This is a genomic window from Flagellimonas lutimaris (assembly GCF_003581615.1).
GTDB classification, from domain to species: Bacteria; Bacteroidota; Bacteroidia; order Flavobacteriales; family Flavobacteriaceae; genus Flagellimonas; species Flagellimonas lutimaris.
In genome coordinates, this window is the sequence record NZ_QXFH01000023.1 from 31,094 (window position 1) to 55,061 (window position 23,968).

The 23,968-nt window shown below is 44.5% G+C and carries 27 protein-coding genes and 1 riboswitch; of the genes, 16 read left to right on the top strand and 11 right to left on the bottom strand.

Going from position 1 to position 23,968, the window contains the following annotated elements; all coding sequences use genetic code 11:
* Positions 1-79 precede the first annotated feature (79 nt).
* The gene (locus tag D2V08_RS01195) at positions 80-1,006 is read right to left on the bottom strand and encodes a helix-turn-helix domain-containing protein (protein ID WP_119606322.1); all 927 of its coding nucleotides are present in this window, start codon (positions 1,004-1,006) and stop codon (positions 80-82) included.
* A 45-nt stretch (positions 1,007-1,051) separates the two neighbouring features.
* The gene (locus D2V08_RS01200) at positions 1,052-1,432 is read right to left on the bottom strand and encodes a DUF7793 family protein (RefSeq protein ID WP_119606323.1); all 381 of its coding nucleotides are present in this window, start codon (positions 1,430-1,432) and stop codon (positions 1,052-1,054) included.
* 198 nt (positions 1,433-1,630) lie between these two features.
* Between D2V08_RS01200 and D2V08_RS01205 the strand changes: the two genes are divergently transcribed.
* Entirely contained in the window at positions 1,631-4,036 is a 2,406-nt protein-coding gene (locus D2V08_RS01205; RefSeq protein ID WP_119606324.1) for an aminotransferase class I/II-fold pyridoxal phosphate-dependent enzyme, read from the top strand.
* 12 nt (positions 4,037-4,048) lie between these two features.
* On the top strand, positions 4,049-4,888 hold the full coding sequence (locus tag D2V08_RS01210) for an RteC domain-containing protein (RefSeq protein ID WP_119606325.1): 840 nt from the start codon (positions 4,049-4,051) through the stop codon (positions 4,886-4,888).
* A 319-nt stretch (positions 4,889-5,207) separates the two neighbouring features.
* On the opposite strand, the gene D2V08_RS01215 is transcribed toward D2V08_RS01210, so the two are convergent.
* The 5 genes from D2V08_RS01215 to thiM are packed head-to-tail and all read right to left on the bottom strand — an operon-like array spanning position 5,208 to position 8,730.
* Positions 5,208-5,840, bottom strand: a complete 633-nt coding sequence (locus tag D2V08_RS01215) for an HAD family hydrolase (protein ID WP_119606326.1) — start codon at positions 5,838-5,840, stop codon at positions 5,208-5,210.
* Entirely contained in the window at positions 5,831-6,481 is a 651-nt protein-coding gene (tenA, locus tag D2V08_RS01220; RefSeq protein WP_119606327.1) for a thiaminase II, read from the bottom strand. The genes D2V08_RS01215 and tenA overlap by 10 nt, the downstream gene beginning before the upstream one ends.
* Positions 6,444-7,301 carry a bifunctional hydroxymethylpyrimidine kinase/phosphomethylpyrimidine kinase gene (gene thiD, locus D2V08_RS01225; RefSeq protein WP_119606328.1) on the bottom strand — a complete coding sequence of 286 codons (858 nt, stop codon included), beginning with the start codon at positions 7,299-7,301 and terminating at the stop codon, positions 6,444-6,446. The genes tenA and thiD overlap by 38 nt, the downstream gene beginning before the upstream one ends.
* Positions 7,298-7,936 carry a thiamine phosphate synthase gene (thiE, locus tag D2V08_RS01230; RefSeq protein ID WP_119606329.1) on the bottom strand — a complete coding sequence of 213 codons (639 nt, stop codon included), beginning with the start codon at positions 7,934-7,936 and terminating at the stop codon, positions 7,298-7,300. The genes thiD and thiE overlap by 4 nt, the downstream gene beginning before the upstream one ends.
* Positions 7,933-8,730, bottom strand: a complete 798-nt coding sequence (gene thiM / locus D2V08_RS01235; protein WP_119606330.1) for a hydroxyethylthiazole kinase — start codon at positions 8,728-8,730, stop codon at positions 7,933-7,935. The genes thiE and thiM overlap by 4 nt, the downstream gene beginning before the upstream one ends.
* A 72-nt stretch (positions 8,731-8,802) precedes the next feature.
* Positions 8,803-8,895: riboswitch (TPP riboswitch) on the bottom strand.
* A 625-nt stretch (positions 8,896-9,520) separates the two neighbouring features.
* Here thiM and D2V08_RS01245 point away from each other — a divergent pair.
* From D2V08_RS01245 to D2V08_RS01270, 6 genes are all read left to right on the top strand, one after another.
* Positions 9,521-9,808 (top strand): helix-turn-helix domain-containing protein, encoded by a 288-nt coding sequence (locus tag D2V08_RS01245; RefSeq protein WP_147374026.1) that lies wholly within the window; start codon positions 9,521-9,523, stop codon positions 9,806-9,808.
* The gene (locus D2V08_RS01250) at positions 9,805-10,479 is read left to right on the top strand and encodes a hypothetical protein (protein ID WP_119606333.1); all 675 of its coding nucleotides are present in this window, start codon (positions 9,805-9,807) and stop codon (positions 10,477-10,479) included. The genes D2V08_RS01245 and D2V08_RS01250 overlap by 4 nt, the downstream gene beginning before the upstream one ends.
* The gene (locus tag D2V08_RS01255; protein ID WP_119606334.1) at positions 10,463-11,140 is read left to right on the top strand and encodes a P-loop NTPase family protein; all 678 of its coding nucleotides are present in this window, start codon (positions 10,463-10,465) and stop codon (positions 11,138-11,140) included. The genes D2V08_RS01250 and D2V08_RS01255 overlap by 17 nt, the downstream gene beginning before the upstream one ends.
* A gap of 19 nt (positions 11,141-11,159) precedes the next feature.
* Positions 11,160-12,278 carry an exonuclease/endonuclease/phosphatase family protein gene (locus tag D2V08_RS01260; protein ID WP_147374027.1) on the top strand — a complete coding sequence of 373 codons (1,119 nt, stop codon included), beginning with the start codon at positions 11,160-11,162 and terminating at the stop codon, positions 12,276-12,278.
* 161 nt (positions 12,279-12,439) lie between these two features.
* On the top strand, positions 12,440-12,727 hold the full coding sequence (locus tag D2V08_RS01265) for a helix-turn-helix domain-containing protein (protein ID WP_119606336.1): 288 nt from the start codon (positions 12,440-12,442) through the stop codon (positions 12,725-12,727).
* Between the two features lie 3 nt (positions 12,728-12,730).
* The gene (locus tag D2V08_RS01270; RefSeq protein ID WP_119606337.1) at positions 12,731-13,987 is read left to right on the top strand and encodes a type II toxin-antitoxin system HipA family toxin; all 1,257 of its coding nucleotides are present in this window, start codon (positions 12,731-12,733) and stop codon (positions 13,985-13,987) included.
* Positions 13,988-14,074: 87 nt separating this feature from the next.
* On the opposite strand, the gene D2V08_RS01275 is transcribed toward D2V08_RS01270, so the two are convergent.
* From D2V08_RS01275 to D2V08_RS01290, 4 genes are all read right to left on the bottom strand, one after another.
* The gene (locus tag D2V08_RS01275; RefSeq protein ID WP_119606338.1) at positions 14,075-14,809 is read right to left on the bottom strand and encodes a hypothetical protein; all 735 of its coding nucleotides are present in this window, start codon (positions 14,807-14,809) and stop codon (positions 14,075-14,077) included.
* 34 nt (positions 14,810-14,843) lie between these two features.
* Positions 14,844-15,107 (bottom strand): hypothetical protein, encoded by a 264-nt coding sequence (locus tag D2V08_RS01280; RefSeq protein WP_119606339.1) that lies wholly within the window; start codon positions 15,105-15,107, stop codon positions 14,844-14,846.
* Positions 15,108-15,164: 57 nt separating this feature from the next.
* Positions 15,165-15,887, bottom strand: a complete 723-nt coding sequence (locus D2V08_RS01285; RefSeq protein WP_119606340.1) for an SOS response-associated peptidase — start codon at positions 15,885-15,887, stop codon at positions 15,165-15,167.
* Positions 15,888-16,102: 215 nt separating this feature from the next.
* Positions 16,103-16,723 (bottom strand): N-acetylmuramoyl-L-alanine amidase family protein, encoded by a 621-nt coding sequence (locus tag D2V08_RS01290; protein ID WP_220473370.1) that lies wholly within the window; start codon positions 16,721-16,723, stop codon positions 16,103-16,105.
* Between the two features lie 244 nt (positions 16,724-16,967).
* On the opposite strand from D2V08_RS01290, the gene D2V08_RS01295 reads away from it, so the two are divergent.
* Genes D2V08_RS01295 through D2V08_RS01330 form a run of 8 tightly spaced genes read left to right on the top strand, consistent with a single transcriptional unit; the run spans position 16,968 to position 23,880 of the window.
* The gene (locus D2V08_RS01295) at positions 16,968-17,261 is read left to right on the top strand and encodes a hypothetical protein (RefSeq protein ID WP_119606349.1); all 294 of its coding nucleotides are present in this window, start codon (positions 16,968-16,970) and stop codon (positions 17,259-17,261) included.
* Positions 17,262-17,296: 35 nt separating this feature from the next.
* Entirely contained in the window at positions 17,297-17,566 is a 270-nt protein-coding gene (locus D2V08_RS01300) for a hypothetical protein (RefSeq protein ID WP_119606350.1), read from the top strand.
* Complete coding sequence (locus D2V08_RS01305) at positions 17,563-19,989, top strand: TraG family conjugative transposon ATPase (RefSeq protein ID WP_119606342.1); 2,427 nt, start codon at positions 17,563-17,565, stop codon at positions 19,987-19,989. The genes D2V08_RS01300 and D2V08_RS01305 overlap by 4 nt, the downstream gene beginning before the upstream one ends.
* The gene (locus tag D2V08_RS01310; RefSeq protein ID WP_119606343.1) at positions 19,976-20,581 is read left to right on the top strand and encodes a conjugal transfer protein; all 606 of its coding nucleotides are present in this window, start codon (positions 19,976-19,978) and stop codon (positions 20,579-20,581) included. Before D2V08_RS01305 ends, D2V08_RS01310 begins: the two co-directional genes overlap by 14 nt.
* A gap of 12 nt (positions 20,582-20,593) precedes the next feature.
* Entirely contained in the window at positions 20,594-21,418 is an 825-nt protein-coding gene (locus D2V08_RS01315) for a hypothetical protein (RefSeq protein ID WP_119606344.1), read from the top strand.
* 29 nt (positions 21,419-21,447) lie between these two features.
* Complete coding sequence (locus D2V08_RS01320; protein WP_119606345.1) at positions 21,448-22,065, top strand: conjugal transfer protein TraK; 618 nt, start codon at positions 21,448-21,450, stop codon at positions 22,063-22,065.
* Positions 22,066-22,069: 4 nt separating this feature from the next.
* Positions 22,070-22,987: a conjugative transposon protein TraM gene (gene traM, locus D2V08_RS01325; RefSeq protein WP_119606346.1), complete on the top strand. Its 918-nt coding sequence runs from the start codon at positions 22,070-22,072 to the stop codon at positions 22,985-22,987.
* Entirely contained in the window at positions 22,984-23,880 is an 897-nt protein-coding gene (locus D2V08_RS01330; protein WP_119606347.1) for a DUF4138 domain-containing protein, read from the top strand. The genes traM and D2V08_RS01330 overlap by 4 nt, the downstream gene beginning before the upstream one ends.
* Positions 23,881-23,968: the final 88 nt, after the last annotated feature.

Sequence of the window (23,968 nt, forward strand, 5' to 3'; positions counted from 1 at the left end):
GATAAAGTTCGGAAGTCCGATTTTCTTGAAAGGGAGCATTCCTTGATTGAGACGGAGAAATTTGAGTGGTTTGAGGGTTTTACCCTCTTAATTCGGTCGGGGTCTTGCCATATTTGTCGCGAAATGCCCTAGAGAAATGGGCGGCACTCTTGAAACCGTTCATATAGGCAATTTCCTTTAGGGAGAGGTTGCTATGCTGAATGAGGGTCTTTGACTTTCTCAGACGTTCTTGGGTCAGGAAACGGAAGATGGTGGTGCCATAGATTTGTTTGAAACCGTACTTCAATTTGTATTCATTGGTCCCCATTTGAAGGGCAAGGTCCTTGAGTGAGGGAAGGTCCTTGTCCAAGTTGTTGAGAATCATGTCATGGACCTCTCGAATCATTTCGATGTCCTCTTGGCTCAAGGTGACCTTATGTTCCTTGATTCCTTTGGTCACTTTGAGTTTGTTTTTTGGTAGTCCGGTTTCAAAAGGTTCCCCCTTTGAAAAGAAAACAGAGTTCAATAGTATTTTTTGACCACTCCCGTCCAAGGCTTGATAGACCGAGATTTGACAATCCTGGGCCAATATAAGACCATCGTTGGTGATGAGTTCCAAGAACAATACGGTTTCAGAACGGTCCCGCTTTAAGTGCTTGATCATTTTTTTTGACCATGTCTTTTGGGATTTTTCGGTCATGAATTCGGTAATCTGTTTTCCAATCAAATCTTTGGGCATACAGGCCAATAGTGAGCAGGTGCCGTTGGTGACGAGTTCAACTTTACCTTGGGAGTTCAAGATAAGCGACAATTGGATGATGCACTGTGGGGTATTGTGAGCATTGGCAAAACCCTGGTGGATAAAGGCAGCCCCTATTTCCTCGTTGACCATGTTGAGCATCACCACCAAGGAGGCGATATTGTCATTTTTATCGGAAGGCTCAATAGTATAGAAGAAGTTGCCCTTGGCCATTTCCAGCAGCATCTTTTGGATGCGCTTTACCCTAAAATCATCAGTGTTCGGCATGGTTGTCGGTTTTTATCCTATGGACTGTTTGGATTGTTGATGGTTTCATAGTTGGCCGTGCTGCTTTAAAAAGGCCAAAGCCTCAGATTTATCGGTAAAGGATTGGGTGGGCATCGATTGTGCTTGGGTGCTTACGTATATGCTGCTGATTACATCCGTGACCGGCGGATCGATCAGAAAGGCCAATGCGGTGATCCATTGGGAACCTTCCAAGGCCAAATAGTCCCTTGCCTGCTTATTGACCTTTCGCACCGAACGAATGTCGCACAGTACGGGCATTTCCCTGCCGTTTTGGAGCTTCATCCGATCACGCACCACCACTTGGGCAACCTTTAGGTCAATACTAAGGTCTTTCTTGTAGATGATGTGCATCAGTTCTTCAGTTATCAAATAAATAGCGTATTTGTTTTCATGTGATCTTCTCATATGGCGAAAACTGGTAAAAACCTTGAATTTACAAAAATAGTTCTATTGGTTTCGTTTGATGGGGAACACCATCCCAAATTAGGGGACTTTACTTGACTCAAACGGATTTAGGCTTGATTGAAACGGAGTAAATAATGTAAGAGTACCATTTAATCTGACAAATGCCATTACTTTTTAGGTCAATTTAAACCAAACGATATGGCAAAGATCAAGCATCACAATTTTTTGAATACCGTACACGAAGTCTTTAGCGATGCCAAAGAGGCCGGAGTGCTGCACTTGTATGCCGGGGGGAGTTCTTTCTCTGGACGAAAAATCAGGGTTGGCGGTAAGGAGATGTACCATTTTGGGACCACCGGCTATTTGGGCCTGGAACAAGATTTCCGTTTAAAGGAGGCGGCCAAGGAAGCCATTGATAAATACGGTACGCAATTTCCGCTTTCCAAGTCCTATATCTCCAATCCATTGTACGAGGAACTGGAATCACACCTAATGAACATGTACGGGTATCCCATTGTCATTACCAAAAACAGTACCCTGGGCCATTTGGGGGTCATCCCCAGTGCGGTGGAAGATAATGACGTGATCGTTCTGGACCATCAGGTACACTGGAGCGTACAGAATGCGGCAAAGATGCTCAAGACACGGAGCGTACCCATCGAAATGATACGGCACAATAGCCTGGAAATGTTGGAGGACAAGATCAATAAGTACAGGGACTCCAAACGGAATATCTGGTATATGGCCGATGGGATTTATTCCATGTATGGGGATTACGCCCCGATTAAAGCGTTGATGGAATTGTCCAAAAAGTATCCTCAGCTCCACTTTTATTTTGATGACGTACACGGCATGAGCTGGGTAGGCAAGAACGGGACGGGTTATGTAATGGACCAATTGGGGGATTTGCCTGAAAATGTACTGTTGTTCGGCACTTTGAGCAAGACCTTTGGTGCGAGTGGGGCCGTATTGGCCTGTTCCAATAGCGTGATGTACGACAAGATCAAGACCTTTGGTGGGCCGTTGACCTTTTCTGCCCAATTGGAACCAGCTTCCGTTGCCGCTGCCACTGCTTCAGCGCAAATCCATTTATCCCGTGAAATCTATGAACTCCAAAATGAGCTCAGAAACCGAGTCGATTATTTCAATGCATCTTTGGAACAAACGGAACTCCCATTGATCGATCAAAATGCATCCCCCGTTTTCTACATCGGTACGGGAATGCCAAAGACTGGTTACAATTTTGTCAACCGTTTGATGGGAGAGGGATTTTATGTGAACCTTGGCATATTCCCAGCGGTACCTGTCAAGAACACTGGAGTCAGGATTACCATATCAAGACATAATGAAAAGGAAGAGATCAAGGCCTTGGTGGATGCCATGGTTTATCATTTTCCCAAAGCATTGGAAGAAACGCGAACAAATGCCCAAAGGGTGTTCCACGCCTTTAAATTGCAACCCAAGATGGAAGAAGAACCCAAATCATGGGATGGACTGAGCTTGGAGACGAAGAAATCCATCAATGAAGTGGATAGGGAAGAATGGAACCGTTATTTGGGCGGAAAGGGTGTCTATGATTGGGAGGGCTTGAAATTTCTGGAATCGGTATTCCGCAAAAATTCAAAAAAGGAGCATAATTGGGCCTTTCGCTATGTGACCATTAGGGATGGAGATGGCCAACCCGTTTTAATGACCTTCCTGAGCGTTTCCCTATGGAAGGACGATATGTTGGCCCTTTCCGATGTGTCCAGGTCCATTGAGGAGGAACGAAAATCCGATCCCTATCATCTTTCGTCCATAGTAGTTTCCATGGGCAGTTTGTTCACCGAAGGGGATCATGCATATTGGGACAAATCGCATCCCATGGGCGAACGGGCCATGAACCTGTTTTTGGAGGTTATGGAACAACAGGAGCGGGAGTTGGGGGCTAAGATGACCGTACTTCGGGATTTTCCCAAAGCAAGCAAATGGAACAACCAGCTGCAGGGACATGGTTTTCTCCGGGTACAAATGCCCGATTCCTGTACTGTGGATTTAAAGGGTGCACCCTCTATCGAAGTATACATTAATGGACTATCCTCGAGGAACAGAAGGCATTTCAGGAAGGATATACAGCCCTATATGGGCTTGGTTCATTGCACCGTCGTTTCAAAACTGACTGTTGCCCAGTTGGAACAGGCAAGCAAGCTCTTTGGCGCTGTACAATCCAATAACCTGGGTCTCAACACCTATTCCTTCCCTAATGTGCTGTTCGATAGGATGAACAGGAGCCCTCTATGGGAATTCATTATGCTATACCCAAAAGATGAACCGGATACGATTGCGGGCATTATGTTTTGTTATACCAATATGGAGAAGGTGTATGTCCCTGCCTTTGTTGGGATGGATTATGGTGCCTTGGAGCAATATGCCATTTATCGTCAATTGCTGTACCGGACCATTGAACGCGGCATAACTCTAGATATCCCCAAAATTGATTTCGGAATGACTGCATCCTTTGAGAAACGGAAGCTCGGTGCGGTCATACAGGAAAAATACGCATACATCCAAACCACGGATAACTTTATCTTGGAACTGTTGGGGGTCATGGAGGGACAACAATAATGAAGTAGAACCATGAAATACCAAAAGTTGCTATCGGAATTTGAGGGACAATTGGAAGCCTTGGAAAGCGGGAACGGCGATATCCTGTACAAAGCGGAGAAGGGCATTGTGCTGGTCGAAAAATGTATACGTAAACTGCAAAAACAGATTGTGGGGAAAAACTTTGAGACGCAGGCTGATGAAATCTATTTTTTCAAGCACGTAAAGCCACAGATCTTTAGCAAACTCATTTATTACATCAGGCTCTTCAGTATTGAGAGCAAACGCCCAAGGGGAAAGGATGTGGCCCAGGTCAAGTACCTACAACAACAGATTGATAAGCTACAGACATTCTTTAACGACAACCTTGAATTCTATAACTATTATCGGCGTGGTGCCATGTCCATGGACGAACAGTATTTTGTCAGGGGTAACCGGGACCTGCGCATGCCCCTTGAATCCTTCCATTTTTTGATTGATGATGAGTTCTCCACTTGTCAAGATGGCACTGTGGCAACCATTATGGCCTATGACATGCTCATCGTTTACCTGAGAAAGGAAGTGGACGATTTGAACAACAATATGGAACCTACAAAGAACACAGCAATGGAAAAACCATCAAAACTTTTTTGGACCGGGAGTAAGACCGATCTCATCGAGCTCCTTTATGCACTACATACCAGTAAATCTATCAACGGCGGTACCGTGGACATCAAGGAAATGGCCTCCCATTTTGAGTATTTCTACAATGTCGACCTAGGGAATTACTACCACACCTTTATCGATATCCGTTCCCGAAAGAGCAGCAGGACCCGATTTTTGGACCGGCTCATTGAGATGCTCAACCAACGTATGGAATCCCTTGAAGAATAGGTAATAGTTTACACCTTAGCGGGAATTTTAACAAGTTCCATAAAGGCGAATAGAATTAATTTAATACAAATATTATGACTAGTTGACATCGGAAATCCTTGTGGAAACCTTGTTCCCTAATATGTAATCAAGTTTGCAAGAGATGGAAAAACAACACTATTGTGTGTATATCTGACCAACAAATCACAGCACATGCGTTGATACCCATGTTAATGAAATAGCCGTAATCAACTATCTCAAAAAGCCTTGTGCTTTATGCGCTCTGAGCTTCTATTCATCTTACTATTATCACCATATATCCTGCACCTGTAGGCACAACTTAAAACCCTTCAATTTGGTAATCGGCCCATTGCAGTGAAATAGAATTGTTTCCATTGGTATAGGCAATCACGCTCATGCCAGCCTTCTTTGCAGCTTCCATACCAGTTTCACTATCTTCAATTACGGCACACTCTTCGGGCATGACCTTTAGTTTTTTAGCGGTATTAAGGTAAATGGCAGGATGCGGCTTCCCTTTTTCCTCATAATCGGCGGACGAAACACTATCGAACAGACTTTCGGTACCGGTCTTTTTCAAGACCACTGGAATTATCTTTTCCGGGGCATTGGTTGCAAGGCCAATTTTAAAATTCCGTTCTTTCAGGTTTTTGATGAAAGTGCTTATGCCCAGGGTAGCACAGTCTTTCAATGAGATCAGTTCCATGACCCTGCTTACGACCATTTCCTCCACCTCCGAAAGTGGTGTTTCCTTCCAGGGAAACTTTTGGTACCAGAACGCGGCTACTTCTTTGGTGGTCATAGTTTGGGTCTGTCGAGTATGTTCTTCGGTTACCCAGGCCCCAAGCGAAGAGAACACCTCATATTCCGCTTGTTTCCATATGGCCTCACTTTCCACTAATACACCGTCCATATCAAAGATGACCGCTTTTTTGTCCTTCAAGATCAATTCCATGTTCTTCTGTGATATGCCGCTTCCCAAAAATGGTATTCCAATAGGGATGCCTGGATAAAGACTTCGCTCATTCTATTTCGTATTTCCGGTGTAGTATGTGCTGCAGCATGGTCACAAATGTCTTTTGCCCGTTGTACACTTTCCGCAAATTCATCACCACCATAGGTATCGATCCAACGTTGGTAGGGGTTGTTGGCGATAGTTTCACTATTGTAGATATGATTCCCTACTTTTTTATAGATCCAAAAACAGGGCAATGTGGCTGCCATGGCCACTTCCACGGGCTCTAAAGCGGCAACACTCTTCAGAAAGTGCGTATAGTGATGGCATGCAGGCTGTATGGTTCCCTTCTCCGTTATACCAAAATCCTCAAAGTAGGATTCATGCAGGGCGTTTTCCACTACAATGGCCCCTTCCGCAAAACGGATATAGGCAAGGGAATGCTCTACTCGATGGGCTTTTGCGGCTATTTGGGCAAGGGCTTTGCCAAAATGCTCCAGATAAAGGGAGTCCTGTGCCATGTAAAATTGGAATTTGGCCTTGGGTAGGGTTCCATTTGCCAATTCTTTTACGAAGGGCATTTCAAGAATGGTCTTATAATTATTATCGATTTTTTTCCAGGTCCGTTCTGTCCATTTCATATTTGATCATTTTTTTTGGGTTGAAAAAGTGGTTCAGGGGACCGTTTCCTTTTCCGGTCCGTACATTTTTCCCGTGGTCAATGGCATCATGTACATAGCTTTGACCAGATGCAACGGCATTTATCAGTGTTTCGCCCTGTGCCAGATAAGTAGCAATTGCCGACGAAAGGGAACATCCGGATCCATGGGTGTTATTGGTTCTGATTTTGGTAGATTCGAAAGGAACACATCCTTCGTTCAGGTCAAAAAATAAGGAGGTAATTCTTTCTGTTTCCTGATGCCCACCTTTCATAAGGACGCTCTTAGATCCCATACCCAAGATGTATTCCCCCGCAATTCGCATATCCTCCAAGGTCTTAACCTCCATATTCGCCAATAGGGCAGCTTCATCCATATTGGGGGTAATGATTGTAGCGATGGGCAACAATTGTTTGGACAATGCAGCAATGGTGGCCTCCTCTATCAGTCTGTGACCGCTGGTGGCCACCATGACTGGGTCGAACACTATGGGAATCTTCGGGTATTTTTCCAAGGTCTTGGTAATAGTTGCTACCAATTTTGGGGTATGTACCATTCCGATTTTAATAGCTGCTGGCATGATATCGTCCATGATGGCTTCAATTTGTTTCCCAACCGCCTCTACCGATATGGGATAGATGTTACGTACCCCCTGTGTGTTTTGTACGGGGAGTGCCGTGAGTACCGTTGTGGCATAGCACCCCAATGCGGATATGGTCTTGATATCGGCCTGTATTCCAGCGCCACCACTTCCATCAAAACCGGCAATGGCCAAAACGGATGGATATGTATATGTTTTCATCTTAGGATTGCATTTTTTAATTCATAGGCTGCTTTCTCAGGGTCTTCCGCACCGCATATGGCGGATACCACGGCAATACAGTCAGCTCCCGCCCGAATAACGGAACCCGCATTTTGTTGATGCAGATTGCCAATGCCGACCAATGGCTTCGTGGTCAATTGCCGGATTTTGGAAATGCCCTCCAGTCCCCATTCGGTTACGGTATCCTTTTTTGTATCCGTCCTAAATACAGGGCTTATACCAAGGTAATCGGAGGTGGCCGTCTGCTCGTTATCCAGCTGTGACAGATACTCTATGGAGTAACCAATAATTCTTTCTTTGAAATAAGGCTTCTTTCTTAGGAGCGCGGGTCGGCTATCCCTATTGCCTACATGAATTCCGGCAGCGTTTACTTGCGAGGCCACTTTCGGGTTGTCATTGATGATCAAGGGAACATTATGTTTCTCAGTGAGCTCTCTTAGCTGCTGGGCCCTTTGGAGGAACAATTTTTCAGAAGCCTTCTTTTCACGTAATTGAATGATATCGACTCCTCCCCGAATGGCCTGCTGGGCAACCTGTATCATATCCTTTCCTTTGCAGGCTTCATGGGAGATGACCAGATATAGGGCATAGGGGAATTGGGGATGGAGTTTCATGATCGGGATAACTTTAGGTAATGGTAATATTCCTTTTCCGATAAGGCATACAACTTATCGATAAGATGTAATTGTAAGCTCGCAGGGCCTTCAGACTGTTTTTCGGCCAGTTGACCGGCGATGCCTAATAGGGTCATGGCCGCTGCCACCGCTTCGACTTTATCTTCCACAATCCCGATAAAAGCACCGATCAGCGCAGATGCTGTACATCCCATTCCCGTCACCTTGGTCATCAGCGGTGTTCCATTGGCGATATGGACAGTTTGGGTAGTATCTGTAATGATATCCTCAGCGCCCGAAATACATATCAAGGCACCATGAGTTTTAGCGAGCACATTAGCGGCATCAATGGCCTCATTGCTTTCGGCCATACTGTCCACTCCTTTGGTGGTCTCCTGGTTTGCTTGGGCCAATGCCATGATCTCTGAGGCATTTCCCTTAATTACAGTTGGATTAAAGTCCAGCAACTTGCGCAGTATTTTGTCCCGGAAAGGGCTGGCCCCTGCGCCGACCGGATCTAATACCCATGGTTTGCCCAATGTTTGGGCCGTTTCGGCCGCCAATAACATGGCCTCGCTCCAATACTCGTCCAAGGTTCCAATATTGATGACCGAGGCATCTGCCAAGGCGACCATATCGCTGACCTCTGATTTTGCATGGGCCATTATGGGAGATGCCCCAACCGCCAAAAGTGCATTGGCCGTATTGTTCATGACCACATAATTGGTCATGTTATGGACCAGTGGTCCCTTTGATTTTACATGTTGAATGTGTTTCCAGAGATGTTTTTCCATTGCCTTTAAAGTTTTAATTGAAACGCTTTAGGAATACTTTGGAAAACAAAAGGAAAGTCACATCACTTGGTGATGTCAGATTTCGCTTTTCCCTACGTCGGTGTGAGCCGTATCAGGTTCCAAGGGACTCTCTCAATTCTTTTCAGAATACCCCTAAAGCTTTTACGAATATACATAATTTATATACAAAGGCTTTTTGAACTTCACTGAATCATTCGATCAATTGAATTTTTCCATGCCCATGAAGTGTTTTTAAGATAATTGACCATTCCCAAATTGAATGGTTCATCTTTTTCCTTACACTAAGCTAGGCTATTGGCCTCAAATAGGCATAGCTGCATTCTAGTGAGAACGTTCAGCTATCATTTCCAGCACTTAGTTGTAGTTACACGCTTTTAGTATTAAGGTCTATGTGAAGTAATGGCATTGAAGAGAGTTTATATTTCAGCAATAAAATAAGAGCAATCCTTTTGTGGCTATGTTTTTAAAGTAAAAATAAAGAGTTGGTTGTTCTTCTTAACCAGTTTTCTTTTTCCCAAGTTGGTACCAACTTGGGAATTTTGCTTAATGGGGGTTTTGGTGCCCCTTTTTACTGATTTTGAAGCTTTTTTGGACGGTTCAAAAATCCAAATGACTTTAAATCGATACAAATTATAGGATAAAAAAATCGTTCCCAAGTTGGTACCAACTTGGGAAGTTTTTCTAAAAAGCTTTTTGAGTTTTGTGGTCGAATCCGGATATGGCACCAAGGGCAGAACAGGTCCCGGGCCTATCCCAAAACCACAAGCATATGGCAGCAACGATAATCACCACGGAAGACCTTATGGAGTTCAAAGAAGATCTCTTGGAGGAGTTCAAGAAATTGATGGTGGAGCACACCCATCCAAAACCCAAAAACTGGATACGATCCAGCGATGTACGAAAACGATACGAGATAAGTCCCGGAACCTTGCACAGTCTGCGCAGCAGAAACATCATCCCTAGCTACAAGGTAGGGGGACTTCTTTTTTATGATGCAGAGGAAATCGACCAGATCATTCTGGACAACAAGGTGGGACCGCTGGACGGAACGGTATGAACTATATCAAACACCTTAATGCATCCTTGGTCGAAATCTATGGAGACGAACGCCTATGCCCTGGTCATATCAGTTTGTACCTGGCCTTGTTTTTTTATTGGAATATGTATCGATTTCCAGAGGAATTTCCGGTCAATCGGCAAGAACTGATGAAAATGGCCAAGATTGGGTCCAAGTCCACATATCATCGTTTATTGAAACAATTGGACCATATGGGCTATATCAACTATTCCCCTTCTCATAGTCCTACCAGTCCCAGTAAGGTCGGACTGTCCCAAAATTGGGACAAGAGCGGTACGGTCATGGAACGGAGCCGTTCCATTTTTAGGACCTACTGTCCCACCAGTGTACCGGATACCTTAGTTAAGAAAACAAACCAAACGAATAAACGCTCTTTGGGAGCACAGCCCAGAAGTCAATTGGAAGTCCTTAATTTTTTTAAGGAGAACGGATATGGCAAAGAAGAGGCCCAGCGGTTCTTTAACCACTATAAAGCCATTGGATGGAAGATCGGGGGCAAGATTTCCATTGTGGATTGGAAGGCAGCAGCGGATAATTGGATGCTCAAGGCTGATGAAATAAAAAAAGCAAATCGCTCCTCAAAAGTACAGTCAAGAAACCGGGACCATTTGATGGTCGAAACACAAAAAGACTATGGGCAACCCCTCTAAGATAACCGAAGGCGCCGTTGTCTATTCCCTAGGTGAGTTTGATGGGAAGCAAGTGGCATATGATTTTTCCAAGGTATTGAGCTATATGGATGCGAAAGGTAAGCTGTTGTTCGGAAGAAATTTTAGGCTCTATCCCGAGGACCATGAAGTCTTGTTAAAGCTTTGCAATTACATGGTCCGTGATTATACCAGCTGTCAAGCACTGGGCATTGATCCCGATAAAGGCATCTTGCTTTCGGGTCCAGTGGGCTGTGGCAAGACCACCTTAATGAAATTGATTAGGCATATCACCCCGCACTATCGTCCCTATGAGGTCATACCGGCAAGGAACATTGTCTTTGGGTTCAACCATGTCGGCTATCGCATCATCGAAGACTACGGCAATGGCCGGTATTTCTGTTTTGATGACATCGGGGTGGAACAGATGGGGCGATATTTCGGGAAGGACTGCAATGTCATCGGGGAAATACTGCTGTCCCGTCATGAGCTCCTCTTAGAATCAGGCCTCCGAACGCATGCCACCACCAACTTGAACGCCGAGGAGCTGGAGGAACGCTATGGCAAGCGTGTCCGGAGTCGGATGCGTGAACTGTTCAATTTGGTGGCCTTTGATCAAAATGCCCAGGACAAACGGGGAACAAAAAACACTAACAAAAAGTAAAATCAAAAAATCGACAATCATGAGAATAGCAACGATGAACATCCAAAACCTTTTTCACAGGGACCTCTCCTTTTTACGGCAAAATGCTTCCAAGAACCTTCAAGATTGGATGCAGGAATTCCAATCCTTGTTGAAGAATCCCAACAAACAGCATCAAGAATTGGGACGTATGCGGGAATTGGCCTTTTTGATGGGTTTTAGCCCACAGGCCACCGAACCTTTTTTGACCCTGCGAAGAAAGGGGGGACACCTTTACGTAAAACCTTTGGGAGGGGAGCGTCAAACCAGGGCTACGGAACGGGTCGGTTGGAACGGCTGGGTAGAACTCAGAAGTTATCCTTTGGATGAAAAGCACCGAAGCTCTAAAGTGGATTGCATTGCAAAGGCCGATCCGGATATTTTGGTTTTACAGGAAGTGGAGGATAGGGCCTCCTTATCGGATTTCAACAAGGATTATTTGGGACCGAAATTGGGCGGCGCCTTTGAGCAGTGGCTGTTCACAGAAGGCAACGACAATCGGGGATTGGGCCATGCGATTCTTACCAGGAACGGTTACCGAATCATCGGGTTCCAACCCCATGCCCATGAAAGAGACCGAGAAGGCAAGGACCTTTTTGAAATGGACTGCCCAGAATATACCATTCTTACCCCGATCGGGGATGAGCTGACCATCATCAGTACACGATTCTCGGAGGATAGCAGGGATGAGGATTACAGTGCGAAGCGAAAGGAACAGAACCGACGGATAAAGTCGTACTGTAATCGTTTATCCGCTCAGGGCAAGGATAGGATTGTCATATGTGGAACTTTAGGTGAGGTTTCGTATGGAAATAGTTTAAGGCCATTATTGTCGGACAGGGAGGTCAGGGATATTACGGAGCATTCAAGGTTTGAAGTAATCGGGGATATGAAAAATAATGGGTTTTCCAACACTGGTTCACACTCAGGATGGTTGGCCAAACATGATTATCTATTGAGCTCTCAGTTGCTGTATGACCATATTAATAGGTGCGGAGTTTACTTTCCCAAGTTGACCAAGAAGGCCAGTGTTTCAAAGTTGGCCCCTTTAAAGGTCAATATAATGGATAAACCGATGTCAGCACCTCCGCTGTTATGGGGTGAGTATGAAGCGGGATGAACCAAATAGGAAATAGTTGAAAGGTCAACTTTCCAGTCATGTTAAGGAACTCACGGTTTGCTGTTCTATTTCTGGTTTAAAAAATCATATGATGGTCTTTAATCATAAAATGTCGCTTATTTACATCAAAAATTGTATATTTGTCGTTAATAAACGACGTTATGAACTCTAAGAAAGCAATACTTCTTCCCAAATACCAAAAGATATTTGATGGGATAGGAGAAAATATCAAACTTGCACGAAAGCGAAGAAAATTGACCGCCGAACAGGTCGCGGAACGCGCCGGCATTCATCGTGCTACTTTACATCGTGTTGAGAAAGGCGACCCCACTGTGGCCATAGGGATATATTTCAACGTTCTGAAGGTATTAAATCTCGAAAGTGATTTTTCAAAAATAGCGGAGGACGATGAATTCGGTCGTAAACTACAAGATTTGGATTTACTGTAGGTCATGGCTCAGGGAAAATTTGATATTTACGTTTATGCCGATTGGATAGGATTAAATGGTCCTATTGAAATAGGCGTCCTATCGGCTCATTTTGCGAAAGCCAAAAAGGCTTTCAGTTTTGAATATAACAAAGAATGGTTGGACAAAGGTTTGTACCAATTGTTAGACCCGGATATTGAATTTTATTCAGGACCTCAATTTCCAGTCGATAAAGAAAATTTTGGGATATTTTTGGACAGTATGCCGGATACTTGGGGAAAGACCTTGATGAAGCGTCGCGAAGCCCAGGATGCAAGAGCTCGAAACGAGAAGGCAAAAACGCTTTATGAAATAGATTATCTTCTTGGTGTATATGATCAGAGTCGAATGGGGGCGTTACGCTTTAAGACCGAGCGGGATGGTCCATTTTTAGACAATGATAACCAAAACCCAACACCTCCTTGGTCCTCACTTGGTGATTTACAGGAAGCGGTCAAGCAATTGGAAAGTGATACGCAAAACGATGCCATACGCCAATGGATAGCTGTACTTATAGCACCGGGTTCTTCCTTGGGTGGTGCACGTCCCAAAGCGAATATATTGGATAATGATAAAAACCTATGGATTGCCAAGTTTCCTTCCAAAACAGATACGGTTGATAAGGCTGCTTGGGAATTTCTTACGTATAAACTTGCGACAGCCTGCAGTATCGAAATGGCAGAATCAAGATTAGAAAAGATAGCTGGCCAATATCATACCTTTCTCACCAAAAGATTTGACCGTGAAAATGGTGGTCGTATCCATTTTGCATCTGCTATGACGATGACCGGAAACACGGAGGAGACCTTGAAGTCTTACTCGCCGAGCTATTTGGATATTGTGGATGTGATTGAGAATTACGGAACCAATGTAACGGAAAATTTACATCAATTATGGCGTAGAATAGTTTTTAATATTGCCGTATCAAATACGGACGACCATCTGCGGAACCACGGTTTCATTCTAAATGAAAAAGGTTGGGAACTGTCTCCAGCGTATGATCTGAACCCTTCCATTGAAAAAGATGGATTGGCACTAAATATTGATACCGATGATAATGCCCTTGACTTTAAACTTGCAAAAAGTGTAGGGGAATATTTCCGCTTAAGTGATAATGAAATGGATGTTATTATCAATGAGGTACTGGAAGTAGTCAAGGATTGGGAATCTGTCGCCAAACACATAGGTATTTCCAATAAGGAACAACTTTTAATGAAACCCGCTTTTAAAACTGAAATTTAAAATGGATTGCGCAAATGGTATACAGCTGAAAAGGAGGACAGTCAGCTTAAGCAAGACTCTATAAGTTTGAAATGATGCAGGAGAAACCTAGGATAGAAGTTTCAAAGCCTCATTTCCCAAGAGTTTTATTAATTCTTTGAAGCCCATGGCTATCATTTCTTTTTCCCAAATGTCATATACTTTTTTCGTTAAGACCCCTCCTTTTTTTCTTAACATAACATATAATTGCCTACCAACTTGAATAACTTGCTTTTTAGTATAAATTCCTACTTTGGATTTCAAGGAATGTGCTTCATTAATAATTGGGTCATCTTCTTTTACCCCAGCCTCAATTAAAGCTTTAATACCTATATCCAACGAATGCTCAATTAATATTTGACGTTTTATGTCAAACGGTGCAGAATCAGCATCTTCCTCGACAATTTCAAACCAATCATAGAACTCTTTATCGTATTGTTGGTTTACGCTGTCTTCACTTGGGTGAATAGGCTTTTTGCCAAGGTGTTTATTGATTAATTCAATCCATGCATTAAAAACCCTTTCAAGATTCTTATGGTCAGAACTCAGAATCTCGCTGTCGTTGCTCCGGGCATTCTTTGGTGCCCTTGTTATGCTAAAAACTAAATTATTTCCTTTTTCAATTGGCTTAGTAATTTGAAATAGAAAATTAGGATAGTCACGAATTGGTTTGATGATAATTTCATTCTCTGAATCCTTTTCTATGTAAATCACATTCGATTTGGATTTGACAATTTCTCTAATCTTAGCAAATGTGTTTTTAAGAACACTATGAAAAAACAAGGTCATATCCCTTTCATCCATTGTATGAATTGTTTATTATTTCAAATTTAATTTTTTAGACCTTAACAAGTTCCCACTCATCCCTGGGCAACATCTCGAACTGTTCCACTTTCATCAGCTTCAGGATGTAGCCGGATGGATAGCGATGGCACAAAAATATACAGTCCTCGTTTGCCTCAAGGTAGAATCCTTCCATGCTAATGGGCCGTTGTTCCACCTTCATTTGTTCCAAGGCGATTTCATACCGGTACGCTCCGATTTCACGCAACAATATCTTGATGGCTTTTTTGTCCGAATTTCTGTATTTGATATGCTTCATTGGAAATAATCCCAAAATTAGGATTTATTCCAATAAATACATGGATGTGTTGATAAGTTAAAACAGACTGCCCTGTTCGTTGAGTTCCGGATAATCCTTCTTTGCAATGGCCAGCTTATTGTTTGTGTCGATTCCTCTTTTGTACAGATCGCGTGATACTGGGTAGGCTTCGATCTCTTTGGTGGTAAATGCGGATTTCATGAGTTCTTTGATACCTGGTTCATGCAAATCAGGGAGGAGCCAATCCTCTTCCCAGTGTTCGTCCAAAATCAATGGCTGCCTTTTCTTTTCATTGTGGATATGCACGAACTGTTCATTGGCCGGCATGGTAATGATGGTACAGCTATAGAGGTCGTCATCCAGCTCGGAGTAGAGACCGGCAAAGGCGAAAAGCGAATCATCCTTGTAGTGGCAAAAATAGGGATAGGATACTTTGTTGACATGATGCGGTTCATGGAAACCATCCGCAACGATGAGGCAGCGCTTGTCGTGTATGGAGTGCTTGTAGGTATTGCTGGAAAAAACTGTTTCACTTTTGGCGTTTAGGGTGTTGTACCTTTTATGAAATGCGTCGGGGTCATCCATCCCGAAGGGAGGAACATAGCCCCACATGGCCGGAACCAGTTCATCGGGATATTCCATGGGGACGATATACAGGTTGCCATGGGTAAAACCATTCATATGATAGAAAGGGGTATACTCCAGTTCTATTTGCAGTCTCGCCCTGAACCTTTCTTCGACCTCTTCCTTGGTCTTTCGCAATGTAGTGGAATAGCACATCTTATAAAGATAATTTTTTTAGAGTCATTTTGATTTTCCAATTTGAAGAAATTTCATGTTCAAAGATCACCTTATCATAAATGGGCTTTATCCCTATGCATTTGGTATTCATTGGATTTTATTCTTTGTTCCGCAATTGGTCCACTTCATTTATAAAGAAGTCTATCCATTCGGACAATAGCTGTCTCAATATTTTGGTCATGGCCAAGAACAGTTCAGTCATATTGGAAGGATTTGATAAGCGATTGTAACAAGGCCAGGGCTATGGCGGATTGACTTTCCTTTTTTTTGGTATAGTTCGCTTCCGCGGCATTTGAGATAAATCCCGTTTCCAAGAGGAGGGAGGGGCAGTACCCGTGGGTATCCCGTAGCACTTGGAAGTTGGCATGTTTGATGCCCCGAAGATGGATACCCAGTCGATGCTGTAACTGGTTGGCCAAATTGGCGGCTATAACCGTGGATTTCTGATCAATTTGGTCATGGAACAAAAATATTTCAAAACCTTGGGCCTTGTCATTAGGAGCTTGGTTACAATGGATGGACACAAACACATCAGCTCCAAGTGCCTTGGCTAGCCTAGTGCGAGTACCCAAGGAGACCAAGGTGTCGGTATAACGGGTAAGGTAGATTTCTAAACGGTCCCCGAACAACCTACGGTTCAATTGCAGACATTGTTTGGCTATTTCCAATACTACATCCTTTTCCAAGATTCCATTGGAACCAATGGCTCCCGAATCAGGTCCTCCATGCCCCGGATCAATAATTATAACCGGCTTTTGAGCCATCAGAGTAAAACAGCAACCAAACAAAAGTAGAGAGCACAGGTACATTTTCATATCGGAAGACTTTTGTTGAACAATTTCTAGCGAACTCCTCATTATGGTGCCAATACTTCAATAATTAACACCGACAAGTGTTAAAAAATGTGATTTTTAAAGTCTTTTATCCGTATCACTGGAAATTCCACATCGCAAATCCTATTGGGCTATATAACAAGCCCAAGGGTCATTTCAATCAATCATCACAAACAGGTCTCCATTACCGAAGTATGGGGTGGAGCCCACCAAAAAACGAACGGTCATGAAAAACTTTAAAAAATCAGTAACACTTGTTATTGGACTTCTTGTCTCGCAGACAAGCTATCCCCAAATCGGAGGAATCGAAGATTCTGTTGCGGACATCTCGGATACCATCCGGGCCATTTTCCCTATCATCCTAGGCGTCATCTTCTTAATAGGCTTTCTTTTCAATGCGGGCCATTTCTTTGGGGAGAACGCCGACCTCAAAAAAGGGATCACCCGTGTTCTCGTCTTTGTGCTCATCGCTGGGGCGGTCGTTGGGATCTTTACCTATCTCATCGGTATTGTCGTCTAATGAGCACGCAACATTTTAGTAAACAACAAGATGATATGAAACAGTATAACGTATACCGAAACATCCGTGTCCGTGCCTTGATCTTTGGATTGCCCGTGGCTTTTTTTGCCCTCCAGATGATGGCCGTTGTGGGCTCTCTCATGGCGGTCATCTTCTCTTTTAATTTGATGCTCCTCATTGGCGTAGGCCTTGTCAATGCAGTGCTTTATGGTGTATTGCTCAAACTGGCCCAAGAACCGGGAATGCTCCAAATAGGGGTATGGTTCCCGCATAGTATCTCGAACAAAAAAATAACTACCCTATGAACATTGCGATAAACTTTCATGAAAGCTATCCCATCGTGGATATCGAACGGAACAGGGTATTGGCCAACAACGGGAACATCGCTTACGCCTATCGAGTGGAACTGCCCGAGATTTACTCCTTGTCGGAGTCGGATTTCGAGGAGCTGCACGGTCAATGGTTCCAAGGATTAAAATCCTTACCTATTGGTACCATGGTCCACAAGCAGGATATTTATCAAAAAAAACCTTATGATGCTAGTCCACTGTCAGATGGTTCATTTTTGGCCAAGGCGACTAAGGACCATTTTGAGGGCAGGGAACACTTTTGCCATGAGTCCCTGATCTTTTTTATCTGGCCCAAGAACAAGGCCATTAACAGTTCGGCATTGATCAATCCCTTCGCCAAGGTTTCCAAAAAATTACCACAGACCCTTGGGGAACGAACAAAAGAGTTCGGAAAAGCGGTCAGGGATGCCGTTGGATTCCTCAACAATTCCACAAAACTAAAACTGTTGCCCTTCAATCAGGCCGCTATGGTCCAATATACCGATGCCTATTTCAACGGATTCAACAAGGGCTTTGATACAGACATGGTCTTGGGAAAGGAAGGGGTCCAGGTCGGCGACCATTGGTTCGGTGCCCTGGCCGTGAACAATGAAGCCTGTTTTGGGGATACCGTTCAGACCAGTCGCCCCAACGCACAATATACCGCGGAGGGGTTCTTGTTCCATCAAGGCTTTATAGATGGTTTCGGGCTTGCCTTTCCTGGAAATCATATTGTCAACCAGATCATCCATTTGGATGACAGGCATAAATGGCGCAAACAACTTGAAAAGCGATTGGGGGAACTCTCCAAGAGCAGCAATTTTGGATCCCGGAACAAAGTACTTTACGATAGGGTATCGGATACCCTTAACAAGCTCAACCAAGATGATTCGGCATCTATCATCAGGGGCCAATTGAACGTGCTTTGTTGGGCAAAGGACCAGCAGCGTTTGGATCGATCGTTATCGGAACTCACCGCAAGGTTCAAGGAACTGGACATTAAACCCTACTGTCCAGTGGGCAAGTCACGCATCCATTATGTGCTCAATAACTACCCCTTGTTTTCCAGTAATTTTGGGGATACCGACCTTTATGTCACCGACCTAAAACATTCACTCTGTTTATGGATCAATTCCACAAATTATCGGTCGGACAAGAAAGGAATCATATTCAATGACCGCCTGGACAACATTCCGGTGTTGAAGGATGTATGGGACGAAGGGAAACAGCGAATCAAGGCCCGTAACTTTGCGATCTTTGCCCCCACGGGGGAGGGCAAGTCCTTTTTGGCCAATAACATTCTGCGGCAGTATTTTGAGCAGGAGGTACGCCTGGTGATCATCGATTTGGGCGGCAGTTACGCGAAGTTTGCCCAATTATATCCAGATGAACATATTATCCTGAAATACGAGCCCGGTAAAAACCTTGGTATCAATCCCTTTTATCTACCAAAACCCCACAATGTGGGGGCGGAGTGGTTGGAGGACCGGACCAACTTCTTGATGGAACTTTATGCGACTGACGATACTATGGGCAAGGCACACCAGGTCGCCCTAAAGAAAATCCTTCGTTCCTATTATGAACAGATCAAAGAAGGGCATTCCCTGCAAGGGTTATATACCTACATCCAAGAACATCAAAATACTTTATTGGAAACCTCGGGCATTGACCCCGGTTATTTCAATCTGACCAATTTTTTGCATATCCTCTCGGAGTATGTGGGGGATGGCATTTACAGCTTTCTTTTTAAGGTAGGAGAGGACCAATCCCATCGGTTGGAGGACAAAAGGTTGATCATATTCGAGCTGGACGAGGTCAGGGACAACCGTGAGGTCTTGTCCGTGATGCTCAAGCTCATCAAATCGGCCATCCAAAGGACCATTTGGCAAAACCGCAGCGAACGGGGTATCATCCTCTTCGATGAGTTTGCCAAGCAGCTCAAGTTTGCCAATGTCCTGGAGAGCGTGGAGTTCTACTATCAGGCCATCCGAAAACAGAACGGGGCCATCGGCATTGTGCTGCAGTCCATCAACCAATTGCCGCAGAACCATACCTCGGCCACCATCCTGGAGAACACCCAGGTCATCTACAGCCTGCGGAACGAAAAGGGATATGATGCGTTAGGGAAACGGCTCAACTTGAGCGCCCATGACCTGAACCAGCTCCGGTCCATTAAGAATGACCTTAGGGGCGAACGCAAGTACACGGAAATCTTTATCAAAATAGGGTCCGAAAGCAATATCTACCGTTTGGAAGTGCCCAGGGAGGCCTATGCCGCCTACCTCACCGACGGTACCGAAAACCAGACCATCATGGCGCTTTATGAAAAGACCAGAGATATGGAACAGGCCATCCAAGCATTCATTAATCAGAAAACACTGCAATATGAAAACACATAAAAACGAATCCTTCCGGAATAGGTCCCGCTCGTTGGTATTAGCGCTCGCCCTTATCTTATTTCTGCCTGCAGGCGCTGTCTGCCAGGGGATGCCGGTGTATGACAATACCAACTTTATATCCTTGGCCAAACAGCTGATCGAATCCGCCAAGCAGACCGCAGAATTATTAAAGATGGTGGAGCAGCTCAATGCGGTACGGGAAAAGGTGGAAAAAGTGAACAATGCGGTGAGGCAGTACCAAGCGGTGCGGGACATCACCAGACACAACGAACAATTTTTTGAGATGGTCCGGGACGATTTGAGGGAAGTGTTGAACTCCCCTTATATCCATGGCGATGAAGTAGAGGTCATATCCAATGCCTTCAACGGCATCATGGAACACTCCCTGGACCAATTGGATTTTATGGGCCAGGTGCTCAGCAATGACTTTTTGAATATGACAGACGCTGAACGGCTGGAGATATTGGAGGCCCAACGGGAGGAATCCCAAAAGATGTTGGCCGATATCAAGCATCGGAAAAAGCGGTACGATATGATCATTTCCTTTCGGAAGATGCAAGCAATGATCAAGGATAGGAAACCCAACTATTAAAACTAGAACGATATGGGACTTGAATACGTGGATGCGGTCTTTCAGACCATCAAGGACAGCAGTTTTGCCACCTATACCATTGGTGGGATGAAGGCATTGGGGGTACTCTTCTTTTTGGTCAATATCATCAAAAAGTATTACGAGGGCGGAGCCACACAAACAGGGCTCACCTGGGGACTGACGCCCAGCGATTTGATACGGAATTTTGCCGTGGTATTGGTCGTGTTGTTCTCAACGGAAGTCTTGGGGGCTTTTGACGCCATTTTAGTGGCCATTGAGACCCGGTACCGCGATACGGCACCTGAACTATTGCCGCTAGGACTTCAGGAAGTGGAAATCGAGGAGGAGACCGGGCTGTTTGATGCCGCCACCAAGGCGATGGGCCTATTGTACGAATGGCTGGCCACCCCGTTTATGGGGCTAAGAACCTTGGCCTGGGCCGGCAGTTTGGTGCTTTGGGTACTGGACCTGTTCATCTATCCGCTCTTTTTGGCCGAGCGCTATTTTATCCTTGGGGTAATGCAGGCATTTTTCCCCTTGGTCATCAGCATGGCGGTCTTTGAGAAGTTTAGGGAAATGGGCTATCGCTTTTTTCGCTTGTATGCAGCCGTGTATATGATCGTCCCGGCCTTCTTTTTGGTCAATGTATTTGTCAATGCACTGTATCAGGAAATCACGGACAATTTTTGGCCCAACCTCTTCGGAACGGACTTTGGCAGCGAACTGTTCGCTCCCTTGATCGAATTGGCAGGCATAGGGTTTATCGTGTTGCTGAAGTTCAAACTCTATAAACGGGCGACCACTTTCACGTTTCGGCTTTTTGCAGGGGGCGTCTAATCCAAATGCAACTTTGAAAACAAATTGATATGAAAGAAGTATATAAAAACATTACTGATGTCCTTCGCTTTAACCGTTTTATTGTGTTGGCAGTCGTCATTCTCTGTCTTTTGACAAGTGGTCTTTCGATAGGGCTGCTGTTTCATTATCAAGAGAAACTGTTGAACGCTGCCTTTGCCATAGGTCCAGAGGGTTCAATATTGCCTTTGCAACTGGTGAGCCAGCAGGAAAAACGGGAGGTCGAGGCCCTGTCACACATTGACCGTTTCCATAGGCTCTTTTATGGCATCGATGATAGCAATTACGGGGACCATATGGATAAGGCCTTGTGGCTAGGGGACGCTTCTGTGGATGCGATTTACCGGCAAAAAAAGTCAGATGGGGTCTATAACCGTCTGTTGCAGTTTTCCTTACGGCAACAGGTTGTACGAGTGGACATTGAACTGGACTTGGATTATGAGCCCTATCGTTTTCAGGCAAGGACTGTGTTTGAGGTGCATCGAGGGACGGTTATTGACCGTTATCAACTGAATACTACTGGGGAGCTGATTGTGGTGGACAGGAACTTTCCGCACAATCCACATGGACTGTTGATTACAGATTTCTTTGAGGATTCCCTTCGCAAATTGGAAACACAAACCAAATAATGCTATGATGAAACTGGACAGAAACAAATTGTTGTTTATAGGGCTGCTTATCAGCATCTGCGGGTTTATTATTCTCTATGCCCTGCAGATGAGCGAAACTTCAAAGGATAAGGAGGTAAGCCAACCTAAAGTGCCAGAACTTACGGAGGAACCAGAGGAATACCGTTCAAAGCTGGAGGCCGTGGACGCCATCAAGGAAGAACGGGACCGAACAAAGCCCAGTCTGTACGGGGAAGAGTATATCGATTCCACCGGGATCTATGACCCGGAATTACATGAGAAACAGCGCCAGCGAATCGTGGACAGCATATACAAGGAGGGACGTATTGATTATGGGGCGGGTACCTACCGTAAGCCTAAATCAAGGACCCAACCAAAATGGGATAACCAAACTAAAAGCCCCGACCCAAAGCCAAAACCAAAACCCGTTGATTTTTCCAAGGCCCATACCGCTTTTTTTGGCTCTGAAGTACTTCAGCGCGACAGCGTCCATCCTCCCGTTGCCATCAGGGCGGTGGTCAATGGTGAGCAAAAGGTCAGGGCAAAAAACCGTCTGGAACTGCGGCTAAAGGAGGACATGGATATCAATGGCAGGCATTTTACACGAAATACGTTACTCTATGGATTTGTGTCCTTTCGGGCCAATCGGGTGTTTGTCGCCATTGACCATATCGGCCAGCACTCGGTCAGCTTGAAGGCCTACGATATAATGGACGGGAAAGAGGGCATCTATGTGGAGAACAGTTATCGCGAAGAAGCAAAACGTGAGGTGCTGGACAATGCCGTTCAGGATATCAGGCTTCCGGGCATGCCCCAATTGGGAGGCATCAAACAGGTATTCCGACGCTCCAATCGTACCGTGCGCGTGACAGTTCATGATGGTTATCAACTCATACTCAAATCAGAAAATCAAAACCTATGAAATTAGTTCAATATCTACCGGTACTTTTTTTTTCCACTACTGTGGCCTATGGGCAATCAGACACTCTATATGTGAACGACACCCATGTGTTGTCCCTGATATTCCCAAAGCCAATATCAAGGGCGGTTACTGGGCATGCCAATTATACGCTGGGATATAATCAAGAAACTCCAGAAAGGGTAGGGCTTTTGCAAGGTAATCAGGGTGATGACAGCAATCTGCTAGTGGTGACAGAGGATGGTCTGGCCTATTCCTATTATCTGGTCTATCGTAAACAGTTCAAGGAAAGCCATAGGTTTGTAGCCATAATTGAAGCTGTTGGCAATGTGCTTCCCGAAAAGCCTAAGGATGAGATGGCCCAAAAGGAAAAAAGAGGTTCTCTAATCGATAGAATGTCAGATAGTCTTCAGTATCGTAAGGCCAGCCAATACTTTTTGGAACGAAATACTACCGTACTGAAGGCCCAACGTAAAGATGGGATGATCCTTCGACTTCGTGGTGTGTCCTATTTTGGCAAGGAAACCTATATCGTTCTTGAAATCGAAAACAGGTCCGATATCGATTTTGAGGTGGATTTTGTCCAGCTGTTCCGGGCACATGGGAATTCAAGAAAGAAGTCTTCTTATCAGAAACTTATCCTAGAACCACTTTACAGTTACAAGGGACCTTCCATGGTTAAGGTGGGTGCAGTGAAACGTTTTGTATATGTCGTACCAAAGTTCACCTTGACTGGCAAGGAACGACTAATGATTGAAATCCATGAAAAGAGAGACAATCGCAAACTGATGCTAAATGGTAAAAGGAACCATGCGCGCATTTGGGATTCTAATACCTCATGGGAAAGCAAGAGACCAAATAGTATATTGGAACCGAATGTTTTTACGCGCCATTAAATCCTTGGATATCGATTTTTCCAAAACACTGGACTTACTACATTTGACTGGACATTGAGATAGGAGCATGTTGACTGTTTGAATTAAC